The organism is Streptomyces sp. Ag82_O1-12 (assembly GCF_900182715.1).
GTDB lineage: Bacteria > Actinomycetota > Actinomycetes > Streptomycetales > Streptomycetaceae > Streptomyces > Streptomyces massasporeus.
The window spans coordinates 4,109,005-4,125,036 of sequence record NZ_FXUW01000001.1 but is presented as its reverse complement, the minus strand read 5'-3'; the positions used below and the strand labels follow the sequence as shown (position 1 = coordinate 4,125,036).

General features: G+C 67.7%; 11 protein-coding genes and 5 tRNA genes. 7 read left to right on the top strand and 9 right to left on the bottom strand.

Translation table 11 applies throughout. The features are described 5' to 3' along the window. The first annotated feature begins 254 nt into the window (after positions 1–254). A complete protein-coding gene (bldC, locus tag QOL88_RS18885; RefSeq protein ID WP_003949541.1) occupies positions 255–461 on the top strand; it encodes a developmental transcriptional regulator BldC in 207 nt (68 codons plus the stop codon). A 463-nt stretch (positions 462–924) separates the two neighbouring features. Here the strand turns inward: bldC and QOL88_RS18880 are convergent, their stop codons facing one another. The 3 genes from QOL88_RS18880 to hrpA all read right to left on the bottom strand — a co-directional run bounded on the left by QOL88_RS18880 (position 925) and on the right by hrpA (position 5,632). After that, a complete protein-coding gene (locus QOL88_RS18880; RefSeq protein WP_097217586.1) occupies positions 925–1,116 on the bottom strand; it encodes a DUF6274 family protein in 192 nt (63 codons plus the stop codon). Between the two features lie 379 nt (positions 1,117–1,495). Beyond that, a tRNA-Asp gene (locus QOL88_RS18875) sits at positions 1,496–1,570 on the bottom strand. Positions 1,571–1,663: 93 nt separating this feature from the next. Next, the gene (hrpA, locus tag QOL88_RS18870; protein WP_097217585.1) at positions 1,664–5,632 is read right to left on the bottom strand and encodes an ATP-dependent RNA helicase HrpA; all 3,969 of its coding nucleotides are present in this window, start codon (positions 5,630–5,632) and stop codon (positions 1,664–1,666) included. Positions 5,633–5,793: 161 nt separating this feature from the next. On the opposite strand from hrpA, the gene QOL88_RS18865 reads away from it, so the two are divergent. Next, positions 5,794–6,966 (top strand): RNA-guided endonuclease InsQ/TnpB family protein, encoded by a 1,173-nt coding sequence (locus tag QOL88_RS18865; RefSeq protein ID WP_097217583.1) that lies wholly within the window; start codon positions 5,794–5,796, stop codon positions 6,964–6,966. A gap of 153 nt (positions 6,967–7,119) precedes the next feature. Here the strand turns inward: QOL88_RS18865 and QOL88_RS18860 are convergent. The 4 genes from QOL88_RS18860 to QOL88_RS18845 all read right to left on the bottom strand — a co-directional run bounded on the left by QOL88_RS18860 (position 7,120) and on the right by QOL88_RS18845 (position 9,055). Next, positions 7,120–7,193, bottom strand: a tRNA-Phe gene (locus QOL88_RS18860). Between the two features lie 24 nt (positions 7,194–7,217). Then, a tRNA-Asp gene (locus tag QOL88_RS18855) sits at positions 7,218–7,292 on the bottom strand. A gap of 35 nt (positions 7,293–7,327) precedes the next feature. After that, positions 7,328–7,400 (bottom strand) — tRNA-Glu (locus QOL88_RS18850). A gap of 80 nt (positions 7,401–7,480) precedes the next feature. Beyond that, positions 7,481–9,055 carry a metallophosphoesterase family protein gene (locus QOL88_RS18845; protein ID WP_179878902.1) on the bottom strand — a complete coding sequence of 525 codons (1,575 nt, stop codon included), beginning with the start codon at positions 9,053–9,055 and terminating at the stop codon, positions 7,481–7,483. Between the two features lie 83 nt (positions 9,056–9,138). Between QOL88_RS18845 and QOL88_RS18840 the strand changes: the two genes are divergently transcribed. From QOL88_RS18840 to QOL88_RS18825, 4 genes are all read left to right on the top strand, one after another. After that, positions 9,139–9,489 carry a metallopeptidase family protein gene (locus QOL88_RS18840; RefSeq protein WP_031108284.1) on the top strand — a complete coding sequence of 117 codons (351 nt, stop codon included), beginning with the start codon at positions 9,139–9,141 and terminating at the stop codon, positions 9,487–9,489. Between the two features lie 87 nt (positions 9,490–9,576). Beyond that, positions 9,577–10,107, top strand: coding sequence for a hypothetical protein (locus QOL88_RS18835; RefSeq protein ID WP_097217581.1), 531 nt, complete (start codon positions 9,577–9,579; stop codon positions 10,105–10,107). Positions 10,108–10,554: 447 nt separating this feature from the next. Further along, on the top strand, positions 10,555–12,636 hold the full coding sequence (locus tag QOL88_RS18830) for a DEAD/DEAH box helicase (RefSeq protein WP_097217580.1): 2,082 nt from the start codon (positions 10,555–10,557) through the stop codon (positions 12,634–12,636). Between the two features lie 214 nt (positions 12,637–12,850). Next, positions 12,851–12,923: transfer RNA gene (locus tag QOL88_RS18825), tRNA-Lys, on the top strand. Positions 12,924–12,983: 60 nt separating this feature from the next. On the opposite strand, the gene QOL88_RS18820 is transcribed toward QOL88_RS18825, so the two are convergent. Further along, a complete protein-coding gene (locus tag QOL88_RS18820) occupies positions 12,984–13,832 on the bottom strand; it encodes an RNA polymerase sigma factor SigF (RefSeq protein ID WP_179879125.1) in 849 nt (282 codons plus the stop codon). 345 nt (positions 13,833–14,177) lie between these two features. Beyond that, positions 14,178–14,672, bottom strand: a complete 495-nt coding sequence (locus tag QOL88_RS18815; protein WP_179878901.1) for a MarR family transcriptional regulator — start codon at positions 14,670–14,672, stop codon at positions 14,178–14,180. A 136-nt stretch (positions 14,673–14,808) separates the two neighbouring features. On the opposite strand from QOL88_RS18815, the gene QOL88_RS18810 reads away from it, so the two are divergent. After that, positions 14,809–15,981, top strand: coding sequence for a PP2C family protein-serine/threonine phosphatase (locus QOL88_RS18810; protein ID WP_373559294.1), 1,173 nt, complete (start codon positions 14,809–14,811; stop codon positions 15,979–15,981). Positions 15,982–16,032 lie beyond the last annotated feature (51 nt).

Sequence of the window (16,032 nt, the reverse complement as noted above, 5' to 3'; positions counted from 1 at the left end):
GACTGATCGTCACAGCGGTGTGACTGTCCGCTATGGCATGGTCCATCGGCTTCCGTGGCTGATGAACACCTGGAGGGGCAATTCCATCGGTTTGGCCGACGCGGCTGGACAGATGGTGTAGTTGTAGTGCCGAGGACAAGCCGTTCGTCCTATAACCGACTCGACTCGCGTCCGCCATTTCGGGCAACGCGGGTCAAGGTGCAGAATTTAGAGGAAAGAACCGAGAAGGTTCGGTTCTCCCGAGGAGGCCGCTCATGACCGCTCGCACCCCTGATGCCGAGCCGCTGCTGACCCCGGCTGAGGTCGCCACCATGTTCCGTGTCGACCCCAAGACGGTCACGCGGTGGGCGAAGGCCGGCAAGCTCACGTCGATCCGCACGCTCGGCGGGCATCGGCGCTACCGCGAGGCCGAGGTCCGCGCTCTGCTCGCGGGCATCCCGCAGCAGCGCAGCGAGGCCTGAACAACTGAATAACCGGGCAAACCGGCTGGTTCCCCCAACCAGCCGCGCCGTCCGGACCACAGCTCCAAGCGACGCGGGATCCTGCCCCAACAGGCCCCACGCCCAAGCCAGTCAGAGCTTTCCAGGCATACAACAGGGTGCGTCGTAGATCGCGCTGGACTCCGCCGGGTCCAGCGCGATCTTTTTTGTGCGCCCGGGGTGGGTCTGTAGCACCTGCTGTGAGCGGCCTTGTAGGAGCCTGGGGAGGGGTCTCGGATCACCCGCGTGCGGCACCCCCGACAGGGTGCAATTGCACATATTAAATTGACCCTTTGTAGGCGGGGCGTAAGTACCGCACTTTCCAAAACTCATGCGGTGACACCCGTCACATACCGAGCGGCTTGTTAGCTCCGCCACGGGTGCGGTAGAGAAGCCTCCCGCTCCAGCAGCCCCTGCCCCGACGGGCGTTGAGGCCGCTCGTGGATCATGCCGGCGCCGCGCTCTCGCCCTCCCGGACCGGCGCCACGCCCTGAGGCGCACCCGACCCCGACTCCATCGCCAGCCTCAACAGGCGATAGCAGATCGGGCAGTGACGCGTGAGGTGCCGGTACGACGACGCGGCCGACAGGTGCGCACGGAGCAGGGCCCGCGTCTCGTGCCTGGTCGCTGCCGCCATACGCCACCTCCTGAAGGCCGCACAGGGAACGGCCCTGGTTCTGGGGTACCGACGGAATGAGGGGCCGTCAAGACGGCGTGTGAGGCCCCGAAGGGCTTACCGCGAGGTCACGGCACGCAAAAGAGCCCGGATTTGAAGACCCGGGCTCGTTCGATGCGGTCCTGACGGGATGTGCTGCGTCTGATTGCGGCTCCGCCGCGGGCGCGGCCTCCGTCTGATTGCGGTGCGGACGGCAGAGAGCCCGGATCCAAAGACCCGGCTCGTTCGATGCGGTCCTGACGGGATGTGCTGCGTCTGATTGCGGCTCCGCCGCGGGCGCGGCCTCCGTGCGGTGCAGACGGCGAAGAGCCCGGATCCGAAGACCCGGGCTCTCGATATGCGGTCCTGACGGGATTTGAACCCGCGGCCTCCACCTTGACAGGGTGGCGAGCACTCCAAACTGCTCCACAGGACCAGGTTTCGCGGCGCCATTCGTGCGTTGCGCTGCGAGAAGAGACTGTACAGGAGGGTGCGGCCCTGGTCGAACTCACCCTGCGTGCGGACGCCGTTACGGCGCCGCAGCGTCGATCGCCTTCACGATCCGCTTGTCGGAGACGGGATACGCCGTGCCCAGCGCGTGGGCGAAATAGCTGACCCGCAGCTCCTCGATCATCCAACGGATGTCCAGGACCGACGACGGCACCGGCCGGCCCTGCGGCAGCTGCTCCAGGAGCCACGCGTACTCGTCCTGCATCTCGTGCACCTTCTCCATCCGCGTCGTGTCCCGCTGGACGTTCGTCGGCATCTGCTGCAGACGCCGGTCGGCCGCCACCAGATAACGCATCAGGTCCGGCATCCGCCGCAACCCCGCCTCCGTCACGAAGCCCGGCTTCACCAAGGCGTCCAGCTGCGCCCGCACGTCCTGGAGGTTCGGCAACAGCGCCGGACTGCGCACGGCCTTCAGACGGCGCTCACAGGCCTGCCAGGCGGCCAGCACCTGCTCCACCTGCCCCACCGTACGAACGGTCGTGTCGACGATCTCCGCGCGCACCTTGTCGTACAGCTTCCGGTACGACTCCTCGTCCCACGCCGGCCCGCCGAAGTCGCCGATCAGCCTGTCCGCGGCAGCCATCGCACAGTCGTCGAACAGGCCCTGGATCGAGCCGTGCGGATTCGCGGACAACGCCAGCTTCTGCGCGTTCGTCAGCTTCTGCGAGGCGAACTTCGCCGGATTCACCGGAATGTTGCGCAGAATCAGCCGCCTCGTGCCCCTCCACATGGCCCGCGCCTGCTCCGCCTCCGTGTCGAAGAGACGCACGGAGACCGTGTCACCGTCGTCGACCAGCGCGGGATACGCCTTCACCGGCTGACCCGCCCGACGAGTCTCGAAGACACGGCTGAGCGTGCCGACCGTCCAGTCGCTCAGACCCGAGCGCTCCAGAGACTCACCGCCGGAACGCTCGGCCGTCGCCGCGGCCGCCTGAGAGAGGGCCTTACGGGCCTTCGGACGCAGCCTGAGCCTCAGCGCCTCCAAGTCCTTGTCCTCGGCCAGCTTGCGGCGCCGTTCGTCCACGATCCGGAACGTGACCTTCAAATGGTCGGGAACCTTCGACAGGTCGAAATCGTCCGCCTCGAAGGGCACCCCGACCATCAGCCTCAGCTCACGCGTCATCGTCGCGGTCAGAGGCTCCTGGAGAGGGACGGCCCGGTCCAGGAACCGCTTGGCGAAGTTCGGCGCGGGGACATAATTCCGCCGGATCGGCTTGGGCAGCGACCGGATCAGCTCCGTCACCAGCTCCTCCCGCAGCCCCGGAATCTGCCAGTCGAAGCCCTCGTCCCTCACCTGGTTGAGGACCTGCAACGGAACGTGCACAGTCACACCGTCGGCATCCGCACCCGGCTCGAACTGATACGTCACCCGGAACTTCAGATCCCCCTGCCGCCACGAGTCCGGGTAGTCGGCCTTGCTGACCTCACCCGCCCTCTCGTTGATGAGCATCTCGCGCTCGAAATCGAGGAAGTCGGGCTGCTCATGCCGCTTGTGCTTCCACCAGGAGTCGAAGTGGGCACCCGAGACCACATGGTCAGGGATCCGCTGGTCGTAGAAGTCGAACAGCGTCTCGTCATCGACCAGGATGTCCCGGCGCCGAGCCCGGTGCTCCAACTCCTCCACCTCGGTCAGGAGGCGACGGTTGTCCGAGAAGAACTTGTGATGCGTACGCCAGTCACCCTCGACCAGCGCGTTCCGGATGAACAGCTCACGGCTGACCTCCGGATCGATCCGCCCGTAGTTGACCTTCCGCTGCGCCACGATCGGCACGCCGTAGAGCGTCACCTTCTCGTACGCCATCACCGCGGCCTGGTCCTTCTCCCAGTGCGGCTCGCTGTACGTGCGCTTGAGGAGATGCGCGGCAAGGGGCTCGACCCACTCGGGCTCGATCTTCGCATTGACCCGGGCCCAGAGACGGGACGTCTCGACCAGCTCAGCCGACATCACGAAACGCGGCGGCTTCTTGAACAAGGCCGAACCGGGGAAGATCGCGAACTTCGCGTTCCGCGCGCCCAAGTACTCGTTCTTCGCCGTGCTCCTCCCGCCCTCCCCTCCCGCGTCCTTCACGTCCTTCATGCCCACGTGCGACAACAGACCGGCCAGAAGGGAGAGATGAATGCGGTCGTCCGGGGCGTCCTCCTCGTTGAGGTGAATGCCCATCTGCTTCGCGACCGTACGCAACTGCGTATAAATGTCCTGCCATTCGCGGATGCGAAGGAAGTTGAGATACTCCTGCTTGCACATCCGACGGAACGAGGACGAGCCCCGCTCCTTCTGCTGCTCGCGGAGATAGCGCCAGAGATTGAGATAGGCCAGGAAGTCGCTCGTCTCATCCTTGAAACGGGCATGCTGCTGGTCGGCCTGCGCCTGCTTGTCGGCGGGGCGCTCACGCGGATCCTGGATCGACAGCGCGGCCGCTATGACCATGACCTCGCGCACACAACCGTTCTTGTCCGCCTCCAGGACCATCCGGGCCAACCGGGGGTCGACGGGCAGCTGGGCCAGCTTGCGGCCGGTGTCCGTGAGCCGCTTGCGAGGATCCTTCTGCGCCGGATCGAGGGCGTTCAGCTCCTGGAGCAACTGCACACCGTCGCGGATGTTGCGGTGATCCGGCGGATCGATGAAGGGGAACTTCTCGATGTCGCCGAGACCGGCCGCCGTCATCTGCAGAATGACCGAGGCCAGGTTCGTCCGGAGGATCTCCGCATCCGTGAACTCCGGCCGCGCCTCGAAGTCGTCCTCGCTGTACAGCCGGATACAGACACCGTCCGACGTACGACCACAACGGCCCTTGCGCTGGTTCGCACTGGCCTGCGACACCGGTTCGATGGGCAGCCGCTGGACCTTCGTGCGATGGCTGTAACGCGAGATCCGCGCGAAACCCGGATCGATGACGTACTTGATGCCCGGCACCGTCAGGGAGGTCTCCGCGACATTCGTGGCCAGAACGATCCTGCGGCCGGTGTGCGGCTGGAAAACGCGATGCTGCTCCGCATGGGACAGCCGGGCGTAGAGCGGCAGGACCTCCGTGAAGCGGTAGTTCTTCTTGGTGAGCGCGTCCGCCGTGTCCCTGATCTCCCGCTCACCGGAAAGGAAGACGAGAATGTCGCCCTTCCCCTCTTTCTGGAGCTCCTCCACGGCATCGGTGATCGCGGTGATCTGATCGCGGTCGGCGTCGTCACCGTCCTCCTCCAGCAGCGGCCGATAACGGACCTCCACGGGGTACGTACGACCGCTGACCTCGACGATCGGGGCATCGCCGAAATGCCGCGAGAAACGCTCGGGGTCGATCGTGGCCGAGGTGATGACGACCTTGAGATCCGGACGCTTCGGCAGCAGCCGGGCAAGATAACCCAGCAAGAAGTCGATGTTGAGGGACCGCTCGTGCGCCTCATCGATGATGATCGTGTCGTAAGCCCGCAGCTCACGATCGGTCTGGATCTCGGCGAGCAGGATCCCGTCCGTCATCAGCTTGACGAAGGTGCCGTCCTGGTTCACCTGATCGGTGAACCGCACCTTCCACCCGACGGCCTCGCCGAGCGGAGTGTCCAGCTCCTCAGCGACACGCTCAGCGACCGTACGGGCGGCGATCCTACGGGGCTGGGTATGCCCGATCATGCCGCGCACCCCGCGCCCCAGCTCCAGACAGATCTTCGGGATCTGCGTCGTCTTACCGGAACCCGTCTCACCGGCGACGATCACCACCTGGTGATCGCGGATGGCATCGGCGATCTCGTCCTTCTTCTGGCTGACCGGCAACTGCTCGGGATACGTGACCTCCGGCACAAGGGCACGCCGGCCCGCCATCCGTTCCTCAGCCTTGCCGACCTCCGCCTCGATCTCAGCGAGCACGGCAGCCCGCGCCTCCGGCTTACGGATCTTGCGCGCACCTTCGAGCCTGCGCCCGAGCCGGTGCGCGTCGCGCAGCGACAGCTCGGTCAGGCGGGAGGCGAGGGCGCCGAGGGCGGGAGCAGGGTGCGTAGACATACGCGATCCAGGATCTCATCCCGCGCAAAACAGAGGCGAATGGATTTCGACCAGACCACACAGACACCGCCATTCGAGCACCTGATCGAATAATCAATCGATCGAGCGTCCGAGGCCCGACCACCTGACCACAACTCCAACCGCGCCCTAGATTCCTCGACGTGAAGCTCGTGATCCGCGTCAAACTACTGCCGACCCCCGAACAGGCATCGGCACTACAGGCGACCCTCCACGCCTGCAACGCGGCAGCCAACCACGTCTCCCACACCGCCTTCACCACCGGCACCAAACGCAACCGCGAACTACGCGCCCTCACCTACACCCAACTCAAAACCCGATGGTCCCTCGGCGCCCAGGCCGCCCAGCACGTCATCAAGAAGACCGCCGACGCCTACACAGCCCTCACCGGCAACCTCAACGCCGGCAACCTCGGCAAACCCGGCTCCAAACGCTTCCGCAGAGCCACCGAAAAGCCCATCACCTTCCGGCCCGAAGGCGCCCAGCCCTACGACGACCGCATGCTGTCCTGGCAGATGCCGCAACGCACCGTCTCCATCTGGACCGTGGCCGGACGCATGAAACGACTCGCCTTCACCGGCCAGGAAACCCAGCTCCTCCTCCTCGCCCACCACCGCCAAGGCGAGTCCGACCTGATCAACCACAACGGCCACTGGTACCTCCTCGCCACAGTCGACCTCCCAGAAAACCCCACCACCCCCGACCCCCGGGGCTTCATCGGCATCGACCTCGGCATCACCAACATCGCCACCACCTCGACCGGCCACCGCCACAGCGGCCGACGCCTCAACCGCAGCAGACAGAACGACCGCCGCAACCGAGACAACCTCGCCAAAAAGCAGACCCGATCCGCCACACGGCGAGCCAAACGCCGCGCCGGACGAGAAGCCCGGCGCACCCGCGACATCAACCACAAGATCAGCAAGCACATCGTGACGGAGGCCCAACGCACCGGTCGCGGCATCGCCCTGGAAGACCTGGGCGGCATCCGCGAACGGGCACGGCTGAAGAAGCCCCAACGCGTCACGATCCACTCCTGGGCCTTCGCCCAGCTCGGCGCCTTCATCGCCTACAAGGCCCGCAGGGCCGGAGTACCGGTGGTACACGTCCACCCGGCGTACACCAGCCAGGAGTGCTCCCGCTGCCATCACATCGACAAGAGGAACCGGCCGACACAGGCCGTGTTCTCATGCAGGAACTGCGGCTTCGTTGAGCACGCGGACCTGAATGCGTCCCACGTCATCGCCGATCGCGGCTGGTGGACGTGGGTCTGCGGGGCCGAGTCACAGGTCCCTGCTCTCACGCTGATCGCGTAGGGCTGGATGCGCCGCTGCCGTCGAAGCCATCGACGGGGCGAGCTGCGAGCTGGAGAGGTTCACCTCTCCGGTAGCGGACTCGGACGCTCGTACATCCGGGCGTGATCAGGGGCATACAACAAGGCCCCGATCCGAAGATCGGGGCCTTGATTGTGGCTGGGGCCGGGGTCGAACCGGCGACCTATCGCTTTTCAGGCGATCGCTCGTACCAACTGAGCTACCCAGCCACGAGGTTTCACGTGAAACCTCAGCGGTCCTGACGGGATTTGAACCCGCGGCCTCCACCTTGACAGGGTGGCGAGCACTCCAAACTGCTCCACAGGACCAAGCTTCGTACGACAGTGTCGCACAGGGTGGTGCGTGCCCCCAACGGGATTCGAACCCGTGCTACCGCCTTGAAAGGGCGGCGTCCTAGGCCGCTAGACGATGAGGGCTATCGGCCCGCCTGTGCGCTTCGCAGCGCGTCGGGGACGTGAGAAGCATATGGGATGGCGGGAGCTATCGCCAAAACGGTTTAGGGGGAGGGTGAGGAAGTGGCCTCGGACGGGGTGCTGGGGGACTGGCTCGCGCCGGGCTGGTTCTCCTTCGGGAGGTGGCGGCTGACCTCTGCCGTCGTGAGGCCGAGGCCGCCCAGTTCGATCTCGTCCCAGGCCTGGAGGTGGCGGGTGTCGCGGTCGAAGTAGAGGATCGACGCCTCGATGGGGTCGGGGTGCTTGCCTTCGATGGCGCGCAGGCCGCTGCCGCCGGTGGAGCCCTCGATGCGGAGCCGGGTGCCGTACGGGAGGTCCTCCATTTCGTCGTGGTGGAGGTGGCCGGCCAGGACGAGGGGGACTTCGCCGTCGACCTCGCGGGCGGCGGAGGGCTCGTGGGTGACGGCGATGTCCACCGGGGTGCCTGCGGTGCTCTGGTCGCGCAGGGCGGTGGCCAGGCGTGCGCCGGCGAGTTCCTGGGACCGCTCGGCGCCGGTCTGCTGTGAGCGGTCGGGGGTGAACTGGGGGTCGCCGATGCCCGCGAAGCGCAGGCCCTTGATCGTCTGCGCTTTTCCGTCGTCCAGGACGTGGACGTTCTTCAGGTCGTTCATGTAGCGCTGGGTGATCATCGAGTCGTGGTTGCCGCGGACCCAGATGTAGGGGGCTCCGAGGTCCTCGATGGGGTCCAGGAAGCTGTTCTCGGCGGCGGCGCCGTGGTCCATCGTGTCGCCGGAGTCGACGATGACGTCGACCTTGTACTGCTCTACGAGTGAGGCGATGATCTTCCAGCTCGCGGGGTTGAGGTGGATGTCGGAGACGTGCAGGACGCGGATCGTGGAGGGGTCGGGCGCGTAGGCGGGGAGTGTGGAGGTGGCGTCGTAGAGCTTGGTCACGTTGGTGACCAGGCGGGCCAACTCTTTTTGGTAGACGTCGAATTCGGTGACGATGTTGCGGGCGTTGCCGACGAGGGAGGGTGCTGAGGTGAGCAGGCCGGAGAACTTGGGTTCCAGGACGGAGTCGGGGCGCCAGGTGGCGTATGCGGTGCCGCCGGAGGCGGCGAGGAGGGTGAGGGCGAGGCTGCCGGCGGCCAGGGCGCGGCGGGGGCGGCGGTAGACGGCGAGGCCGAGTGTGGTGGCGCCGGCGACGACGGCGACGCTGGAGCGGATGGCGAGGTCGAGGGTGCCGCGGCTGACGTCGTCGGTGACCTCGTCTTGGAGTCCTGAGAGTCGTTCGGGGTGGTTCACGAGGGCTTGGGAGCGGTCGGGGTCGAGTTGGTCGACGTTGACGTCCAGGCGGACGGGTGCGATGTGGCTGTCCAGCTGGAGGGCGCCCAGTGGTGAGATGTTGATTTTGGTGCCGCCGGTGAAGGAGGGGCGCAGGGTCATGGTGGTGTTCATGGGGCCGACTGGGACCCGGACGTTGCCGACGACCAGCAGTCCCAGCCAGGCGCCGAGGACGACGACGGCTACGAGTCCTACCGCGCGGGTCCATGGGTGTGGCTGTGCCACGAGTTCGATGGTGGTGGGTGCCTGGCGGGAGCGGTAGCGGCGGGCCAGGGCGTGTGGGGCTTTGCGGATCGGGTTCAGGACATTCAGGACTGCGGCGGGGACGCGGGCCATTGGTCCCGTATGCCCAAGTCCGGGGTTGGATATGCGGCGCCGTATGCCTCTCGTACGGCGGGGTCGTGGCTGACAATGGGCCTGTGCTGGAGATGACGCGTGAGGAGTTCGAGGAGCTGGTCGCCGAGGCTCTCGATCGGATTCCGCCGGAGTTGACGCGGCTGATGGACAACGTGGCGGTGTTCGTGGAGGACGAGCCGCCGTCGGATGATCCTGAGCTGCTCGGGCTGTATGAGGGGACTCCGCTGACTGACCGGGGTGAGTGGTATGCCGGTGTGCTGCCCGATCGGATCACGGTCTACCGGAATCCGACGCTGCGGATGTGTGAGTCGCGGGAGGATGTCGTCGCGGAGACGGAGATCACTGTGGTGCACGAGATCGCCCACCATTTCGGTATCGATGATGCGCGCCTTCACGCCTTGGGTTACGGCTGACCGGGTTGTGAATGCGGGGCGCGTGTCCTCTTGTGGGCGGCGGGAGTTGGAGGTGTTGACTCCTTCACTCTTTCCGGAGGTGGCCTCGTGCGCCCCTTGTACGTACCCGTCCGACTGGCCGCCTCGGTCGTGGCGGTCGCCGCTGCCGCGGGCTGCATGAGTGTCGGTGACGACACGGGTGGGAGCGTCAAGCCGTCGCACTCCGCCGGGCAGCGGGGTGGTGAGGCGCCTGATGGCGGGCCTGCGGTGTCGGGCGGTGGTGCCGGGTTCGGTGCGGCCGGGGCCGGTGGTGAGCGGGGGCGCGGCAAGGGCGGGAAGGGCAAGAAGGGCAAGGGTGGCCGGGCGGGGGAGTCGGCGTCCCCGGAGGTGTCGCCGAGCGCTCACGTGAGTCCGACCGTGCCGGGGCGTGACAGGCCGGGGAAGCCGGGTCGTCCCACGCCGAAGCCGCCGGTCCCGCCGACGCCTACCCGAACGGTTGAACCGGAGCCGACGCCGACGCCGCCGGAGCCGTCGGCGTCGCCTGAGCCGACGCCGGAGCCGTCGTCGTCGGCGCATGAGCCGCCTGGGCCTCAGCTCGCGCAGCGGGAGCCGGCGCCGGAGGCGGGGTCGCCGGCGTAGGGCCGTGGGGATGCGCTGGCGGGGGGTGGGTCGTGGGCATGCGTCGGCGGGGCGGCGGGTCGTGGGGATGCGCAGGCAGGGCGTGGGGCCGTGGGGATGCGCAGGTGGGGTGGCGGGCTGTGGGGATGCGCCGGAGGGGCGGGAAGTTTTTCTTCGGGGGTGGGAACAATCGTGGCCGGAGGGTGGTTGGCGCTCTTGGGTTGCTGTCCGGTCGTCGGACGGTGGCCTGCTGTCGCCTGGACAGTCCGGTTTGCCTTGAGGGGCCCGGAGTGCGTATGGTGGCAGATCGTTTGATCCCATCTTGCCCGGCGCCACTGCAGAGCGCGCCGTGTGGCGCGTACTCTCCCTTGCCGTGGTGGACCGCATTGAGGCGGTCGTATTGCGAATCGCGAATCACGGAGTTGACGGGCGCGTGCCGACTGAGACTCCGGAAGGTTTCGCATTCGCATGTCCATTGCCAGTACTGATCACGTCGTCGTGCCCGAGAACGAGGCAGCCGAGGACGCCCCCGAGGTCACGTTCGCGGACCTCGGTCTCCCTGAAGGCGTTGTGCGCAAGCTCGCGCAGAACGGCGTGACCACCCCCTTCCCGATCCAGGCCGCGACCATTCCGGACGCCCTGGCCGGCAAGGACATCCTCGGCCGTGGCCGCACCGGCTCCGGCAAGACCCTGTCGTTCGGTCTGCCGACGCTGGCGCGTCTCGCCGGTGGCCGCACCGAGAAGCACAAGCCGCGCGCGGTCATCCTCACCCCGACCCGTGAGCTCGCGATGCAGGTCGCGGACGCGCTCCAGCCGTACGGCGACGTCCTCGGCCTGAAGATGAAGGTCGTCTGCGGCGGTACGTCGATGGGCAACCAGATCTACGCCCTGGAGCGCGGTGTCGACGTGCTCGTCGCCACTCCGGGCCGGCTGCGTGACCTCATCAACCGTGGCGCCTGCTCCCTGCAGGACATCGAGGTCGCCGTCATCGACGAGGCCGACCAGATGTCCGACCTGGGCTTCCTGCCCGAGGTCACGGAGCTGCTCGACCAGGTGCCGGCCGGCGGTCAGCGCATGCTGTTCTCGGCCACGATGGAGAACGAGATCTCCACTCTGGTCAAGCGTTACCTGAGCAACCCGGTCACGCACGAGGTCGACAGCGCCCAGGGCAATGTCACGACCATGTCGCACCACATTCTCATCGTGAAGCCCAAGGACAAGGCGCCGGTCACTGCCGCGATCGCCTCCCGCAAGGGCCGCACGATCATCTTCGTCCGCACCCAGCTGGGTGCGGACCGGATCGCCGAGCAGCTGTGCGATTCGGGTGTGAAGGCCGACGCGTTGCACGGCGGTATGACGCAGGGTGCGCGCACCCGCGTGCTGGAGGACTTCAAGAAGGGCTACGTCAACGCGCTCGTCGCGACCGACGTCGCCGCGCGCGGTATCCATGTCGACGGCATTGACCTGGTGCTGAACGTGGACCCGGCCGGGGACCACAAGGACTACCTGCACCGGTCCGGCCGTACGGCGCGTGCGGGTCGCTCCGGCACCGTCGTGTCGCTGTCGCTGCCGCACCAGCGGCGTCAGATCTTCCGGCTGATGGAGGACGCGGGCGTCGACGCCACGCGTCACATCATCCAGGGTGCCGGCGCCTTCGACCCGGAGGTCGCCGAGATCACCGGTGCCCGGTCGATGACCGAGGTCCAGGCGGAGTCCGTGGGTAACGCCGCGCAGCAGGCCGAGCGTGAGGTCGCCTCGCTCACCAAGGAGCTGGAGCGGGCGCAGCGGCGTGCGAACGAGCTGCGTGAGGAGGCCGACCGTCTGGTCGCCCGGATCGCTCGCGAGCAGGGTGAGGACCCTGAGGCCGCGGTGGCCGAGGCCCAGGCCGCGGTGGCGGCCGCGGCGGCCGAGGTGTCCGTGCCCGAGCAGCCGGTGGCGCAGGACGTCGACCGGGACGACCGTGGTGGTCGTGGGTTCGAGCGTCGTGATGACAACCGTGGTGGCGGTTTCCGTCGTGACGAGCGTCGTGATGACCGTGGTGGCCGTTCTTTCGAGCGTCGTGATGACCGTGGTGGTCGTGGGTTCGAGCGTCGTGATGACAACCGTGGTGGCGGTTTCCGTCGTGACGAGCGTCGTGATGACCGTGGTGGCCGTTCTTTCGAGCGTCGTGATGACCGTGGTGGTCGTGGGTTCGAGCGTCGTGATGACAACCGTGGTGGCGGTTTCCGTCGTGACGAGCGTCGTGATGACCGTGGTGGCCGTTCTTTCGAGCGTCGTGATGACCGTGGTGGTCGTGGGTTCGAGCGTCGTGATGACAACCGTGGTGGCGGTTTCCGTCGCGATGACCGTCCGGGCCGTTCCTTCGAGCGTCGTGACGAGCGCGGTGGGCACCGTGGCAGTGACCGCCCCTTCAACCGCGACCGTCAGGGCGACCGCCCCGGCTTCCGCTCCTCCGGTCACGACCGTCCCTCCGGTCGTCGTGACGAGCACCGCGGCGGCGGTTCGTTCCAGCGTCGCGACGACAAGCCGCGCTGGAAGCGCAACGGCTGACATCAGCGCATGAGAGCGCCGTGGCTTCGCCCCAATGGGCGGGCCACGGCGCTCCGTCGTTGCGGTGGGTGCTCCGGGGTCAGCGTGGACCCGCCTGAACCGGTCGGTTCGTGCCCCTCATCGACCCTGTTCGTCCCTTTGGCGGGGCCGGGACACCGATACCCGATCGGAGACGCGGCGTCGTCCGGCTATGCTCGTGGGGGCAACATCGCCTGGGCCCTTAGCTCAATTGGCAGAGCAGTGGACTTTTAATCCATTGGTTGTGGGTTCGAGTCCCACAGGGCCTACAAGGAAGCCCCGGTTCGGATCGTCTCCGGACCGGGGCTCTTGTCGTGGTCGGGGGCGGGTCAGCCGGTGGTCAGCATTCCCGACCGCAGGCGGGCCACCGTGCGGGAGATGAGCCGGGAGACGTGCATCTGCGAGATGCCGAGCCGGGCGCCGATCTCCGCCTGGGTCAGTTCCTCCACGAAGCGCAGGTGCAGGATGAGGCGTTGGCGTTCGTCGAGTTCGGCGACCAGTGGGGCCAGGGCGTGGAAGTCCTCGACGAGTTCGAGGGCCGGGTCTTCTTCGCCGATGAACGCCGACAGTGTCGTCTCGCTCTCGTCCGGGTCGCCGGTGACCGTCGCGTCGAGGGAGGAGGACAGGTAGCCGTTGGCGGCGATCTGGGCCTCGACGACCTCTTCCTCGGACAGGTTCATCAGTGCCGCCAGTTCGGCGACCTTCGGCGCGCGGCCGAGGCGGGAGGCCAGTTCCTCGGTGGCCTTGGCGAGTTCCGTGCGGGCTTCCTGGAGGCGGCGCGGCACGTGTACGGCCCAGGACGTGTCACGGAAGAAGCGCTTGATCTCGCCGATGATGTACGGCACCGCGAAGCTGGTGAACTGCACCTCGCGGGAGACCTCGAACCGGTCGATGGCCTTGATCAGTCCGATGACGCCGACCTGGACGATGTCCTCCATCGACTGGCCGCTGGTGCGGAACCGGCGGGCCGCGAAGCGCACCAGCGACATGTTCATCTCGATGAGCGTGTTGCGGGCGTACTGGTATTCGGGTGTGCCCTCTTCGAGCACGGCGAGCCGGTCGAGGAACTGTCCGGTCAGCCCGCGGGCGTCCTGCGGGGCGAGCTTCTGGGGCTCGGCGATCTGCGGCAGTTCGTCACCGGTGCAGGTGGCGGAATCCGTCGTCGTGTCGATGCGCATGGTCGCCGTCACGGGCCCTCCCTCTCGTTCCGGCCCGCTCCGATCCCCCGACAGGCCACCTTCCGCGCCGTTACCCGCGCTCGCTCCGGTCATGCCCCGCATATGCCCCGGCGAGATGTAGACCACAGTCGGCGCAGGTCGAGGCGGTGTCGGGGTACCTGGACCGGTACTGCGACGGTACGAGCGGGGAGGGCGGGCGGTGGGGTGCGGGAGAGAAGGCCTGGGGGCTCGTGGAACGGACAGTTGTCGTTTGACAACTATAGGTGGAGGGCAACAGCCTAAGCGTGCCGAACGTGCTCGGGGAAGAGAGCGGAAGGGACGATTCCGTGCGGGGCGGCGCGTATGTCAGGCAGTCCGGGTACCGGACGGGCGGGAGTCTTCGGAGTCGTCGTGTATCTGGGCCGCCGCCGCGTCGCAGAACGCCTCCAGCCCCTGCAGCAGTGCGACCCGCTTCGCCGCGGGCATCTGGTCGAGCACCGCGCGCAGCGCCTGCTCCCGGCGCATCCGCAGGTCGGCCAGGAAGGCGCGGCCCCGGCCGCTGAGGTGGAGGCGGACCTCGCGCCGGTCGGACGCGCTCACCTCGCGCTCGACGAACCCGGCCGCCTGGAGCCGGTCGCACAGCCGGCTGGTCGAGGGCGGTGTGGAGGCGAGGGAGTCGGCGAGCGTGCGCAGGTTGATGTCCTCGTGGTGTTCGAGGATGAGCAGCACCCGCAGCTGGGACGCGGAGGCCGGCGCGGTGGAGGCTCGGCCCCACAGGACTTCCAGCAACTCCGCGGCCGTGGAGGTCACATGGGCGACCTCTGCTGGCTCTGGGCGGGGTCGGAGGGAAGTCACAGTCACACTCTCGCAGGCGCCGGGATGGCCGTCAGCGTACTAGGCGTGAGTTGAACCGCCCGGGTCCCGCTTCCCGGCCCGTGGACAAGAACCCGTTTCGAGGGCGCGTCGGCGTCCCACCGAGGATGGTGAACAGACCACTGTGACCACGATCACGAACAGATTCGTGGCCGCCGAGCGCGCCCTGCGCACGGCGGCCCCCCATCAGCTGCTGGACGCGGTCCGTCGTGTACTGACCGATCAGTACACGGCGGACTCCGTCGAGCTCTTCCTGGCCGACTACGGACTGACGGTGCTTCAGCCGGTGTCCGTGCTGCCGCACACCCTCCAGCCGGTGTCCGTGCACAACAGCCCGGCGGGTCGAGCGTTCGGCGCGCAGGAGCCGTATGTGGAGGCCCTCTCGGGCGGTCTCGTGCGGGCCCACCTGCCCGTCACCGTGCGGGGCGACCGGCTCGGGGTGCTGACCGTGACCCTGCCCGGCGGCGAGCACGCCGGGGGCTGCCTGGGCGAGCTGGCCGAGATCGCCGAGGTGCTCGGGCACGAGGTGGTCGTGGCCGAGCGGGACACCGACCTGTATCTCCAGGCGCGCCGCCGGGACCGGCTCACGCTCGCCGCCGAGATGCAGTGGCAGCTGCTGCCGGGCCGCTCCTGCGCCCGCCCCGAGTACGAGCTGGGCGCGCAGCTGGAACCGGCGTACGGGATCTTCGGTGACAACTTCGACTGGTCCGCCTCGGCCGACCGGCTCAGCCTCTACGTCACCAACGGCATGGGCGAGGGCATAGAGGCCTCCCTGCTGACGAACCTGGCGATCAACGCCCTGCGCAACGCGCGCCGGGCCGGGCTGTCCATCGACGACCAGGCGGCCCTGGCCGACCAGGCGGTGTACGCGCACTACCGGGGCCGCTGCTACCTCTCGGTGCTGATGCTCGACTTCGACCTGGCCACCGGGCGGGTGCGGGCGGTGGACGCCGGGTCGCCGCGGATGCTGCGGCTGCGCCGGGGCGGGGTGGAGCGGGTGCCCTTCGACGCCCAGCTGCCGCTCGGCATGTTCGAGGAGACCGACTATGTGGTCCAGGAGTTCGACGTGGAGCCGGGCGACCGGTTGGTCTTCGTCAGCGACGGGGTCTACGACGTCGCTTCCCCGGGCGGCGAGGCCTACGGGGATGCCGCTCTGGCCAGGGCGATCCAGTCGACCCGGCTGCTGCCGGCGGCCGAGGTGCCCCGGGCGGTCCTGCGCGAACTGACGGGCCACCGCGGCCGGTCGACCCCGGACGACGACGCCCTCGTGGTGTGTCTGGACTGGCGTGGTCGGTGAGGGACGGGGAAGGCGCAGGTCGGGGGTGCCCGTGAGCAGTTGTTTGATGGT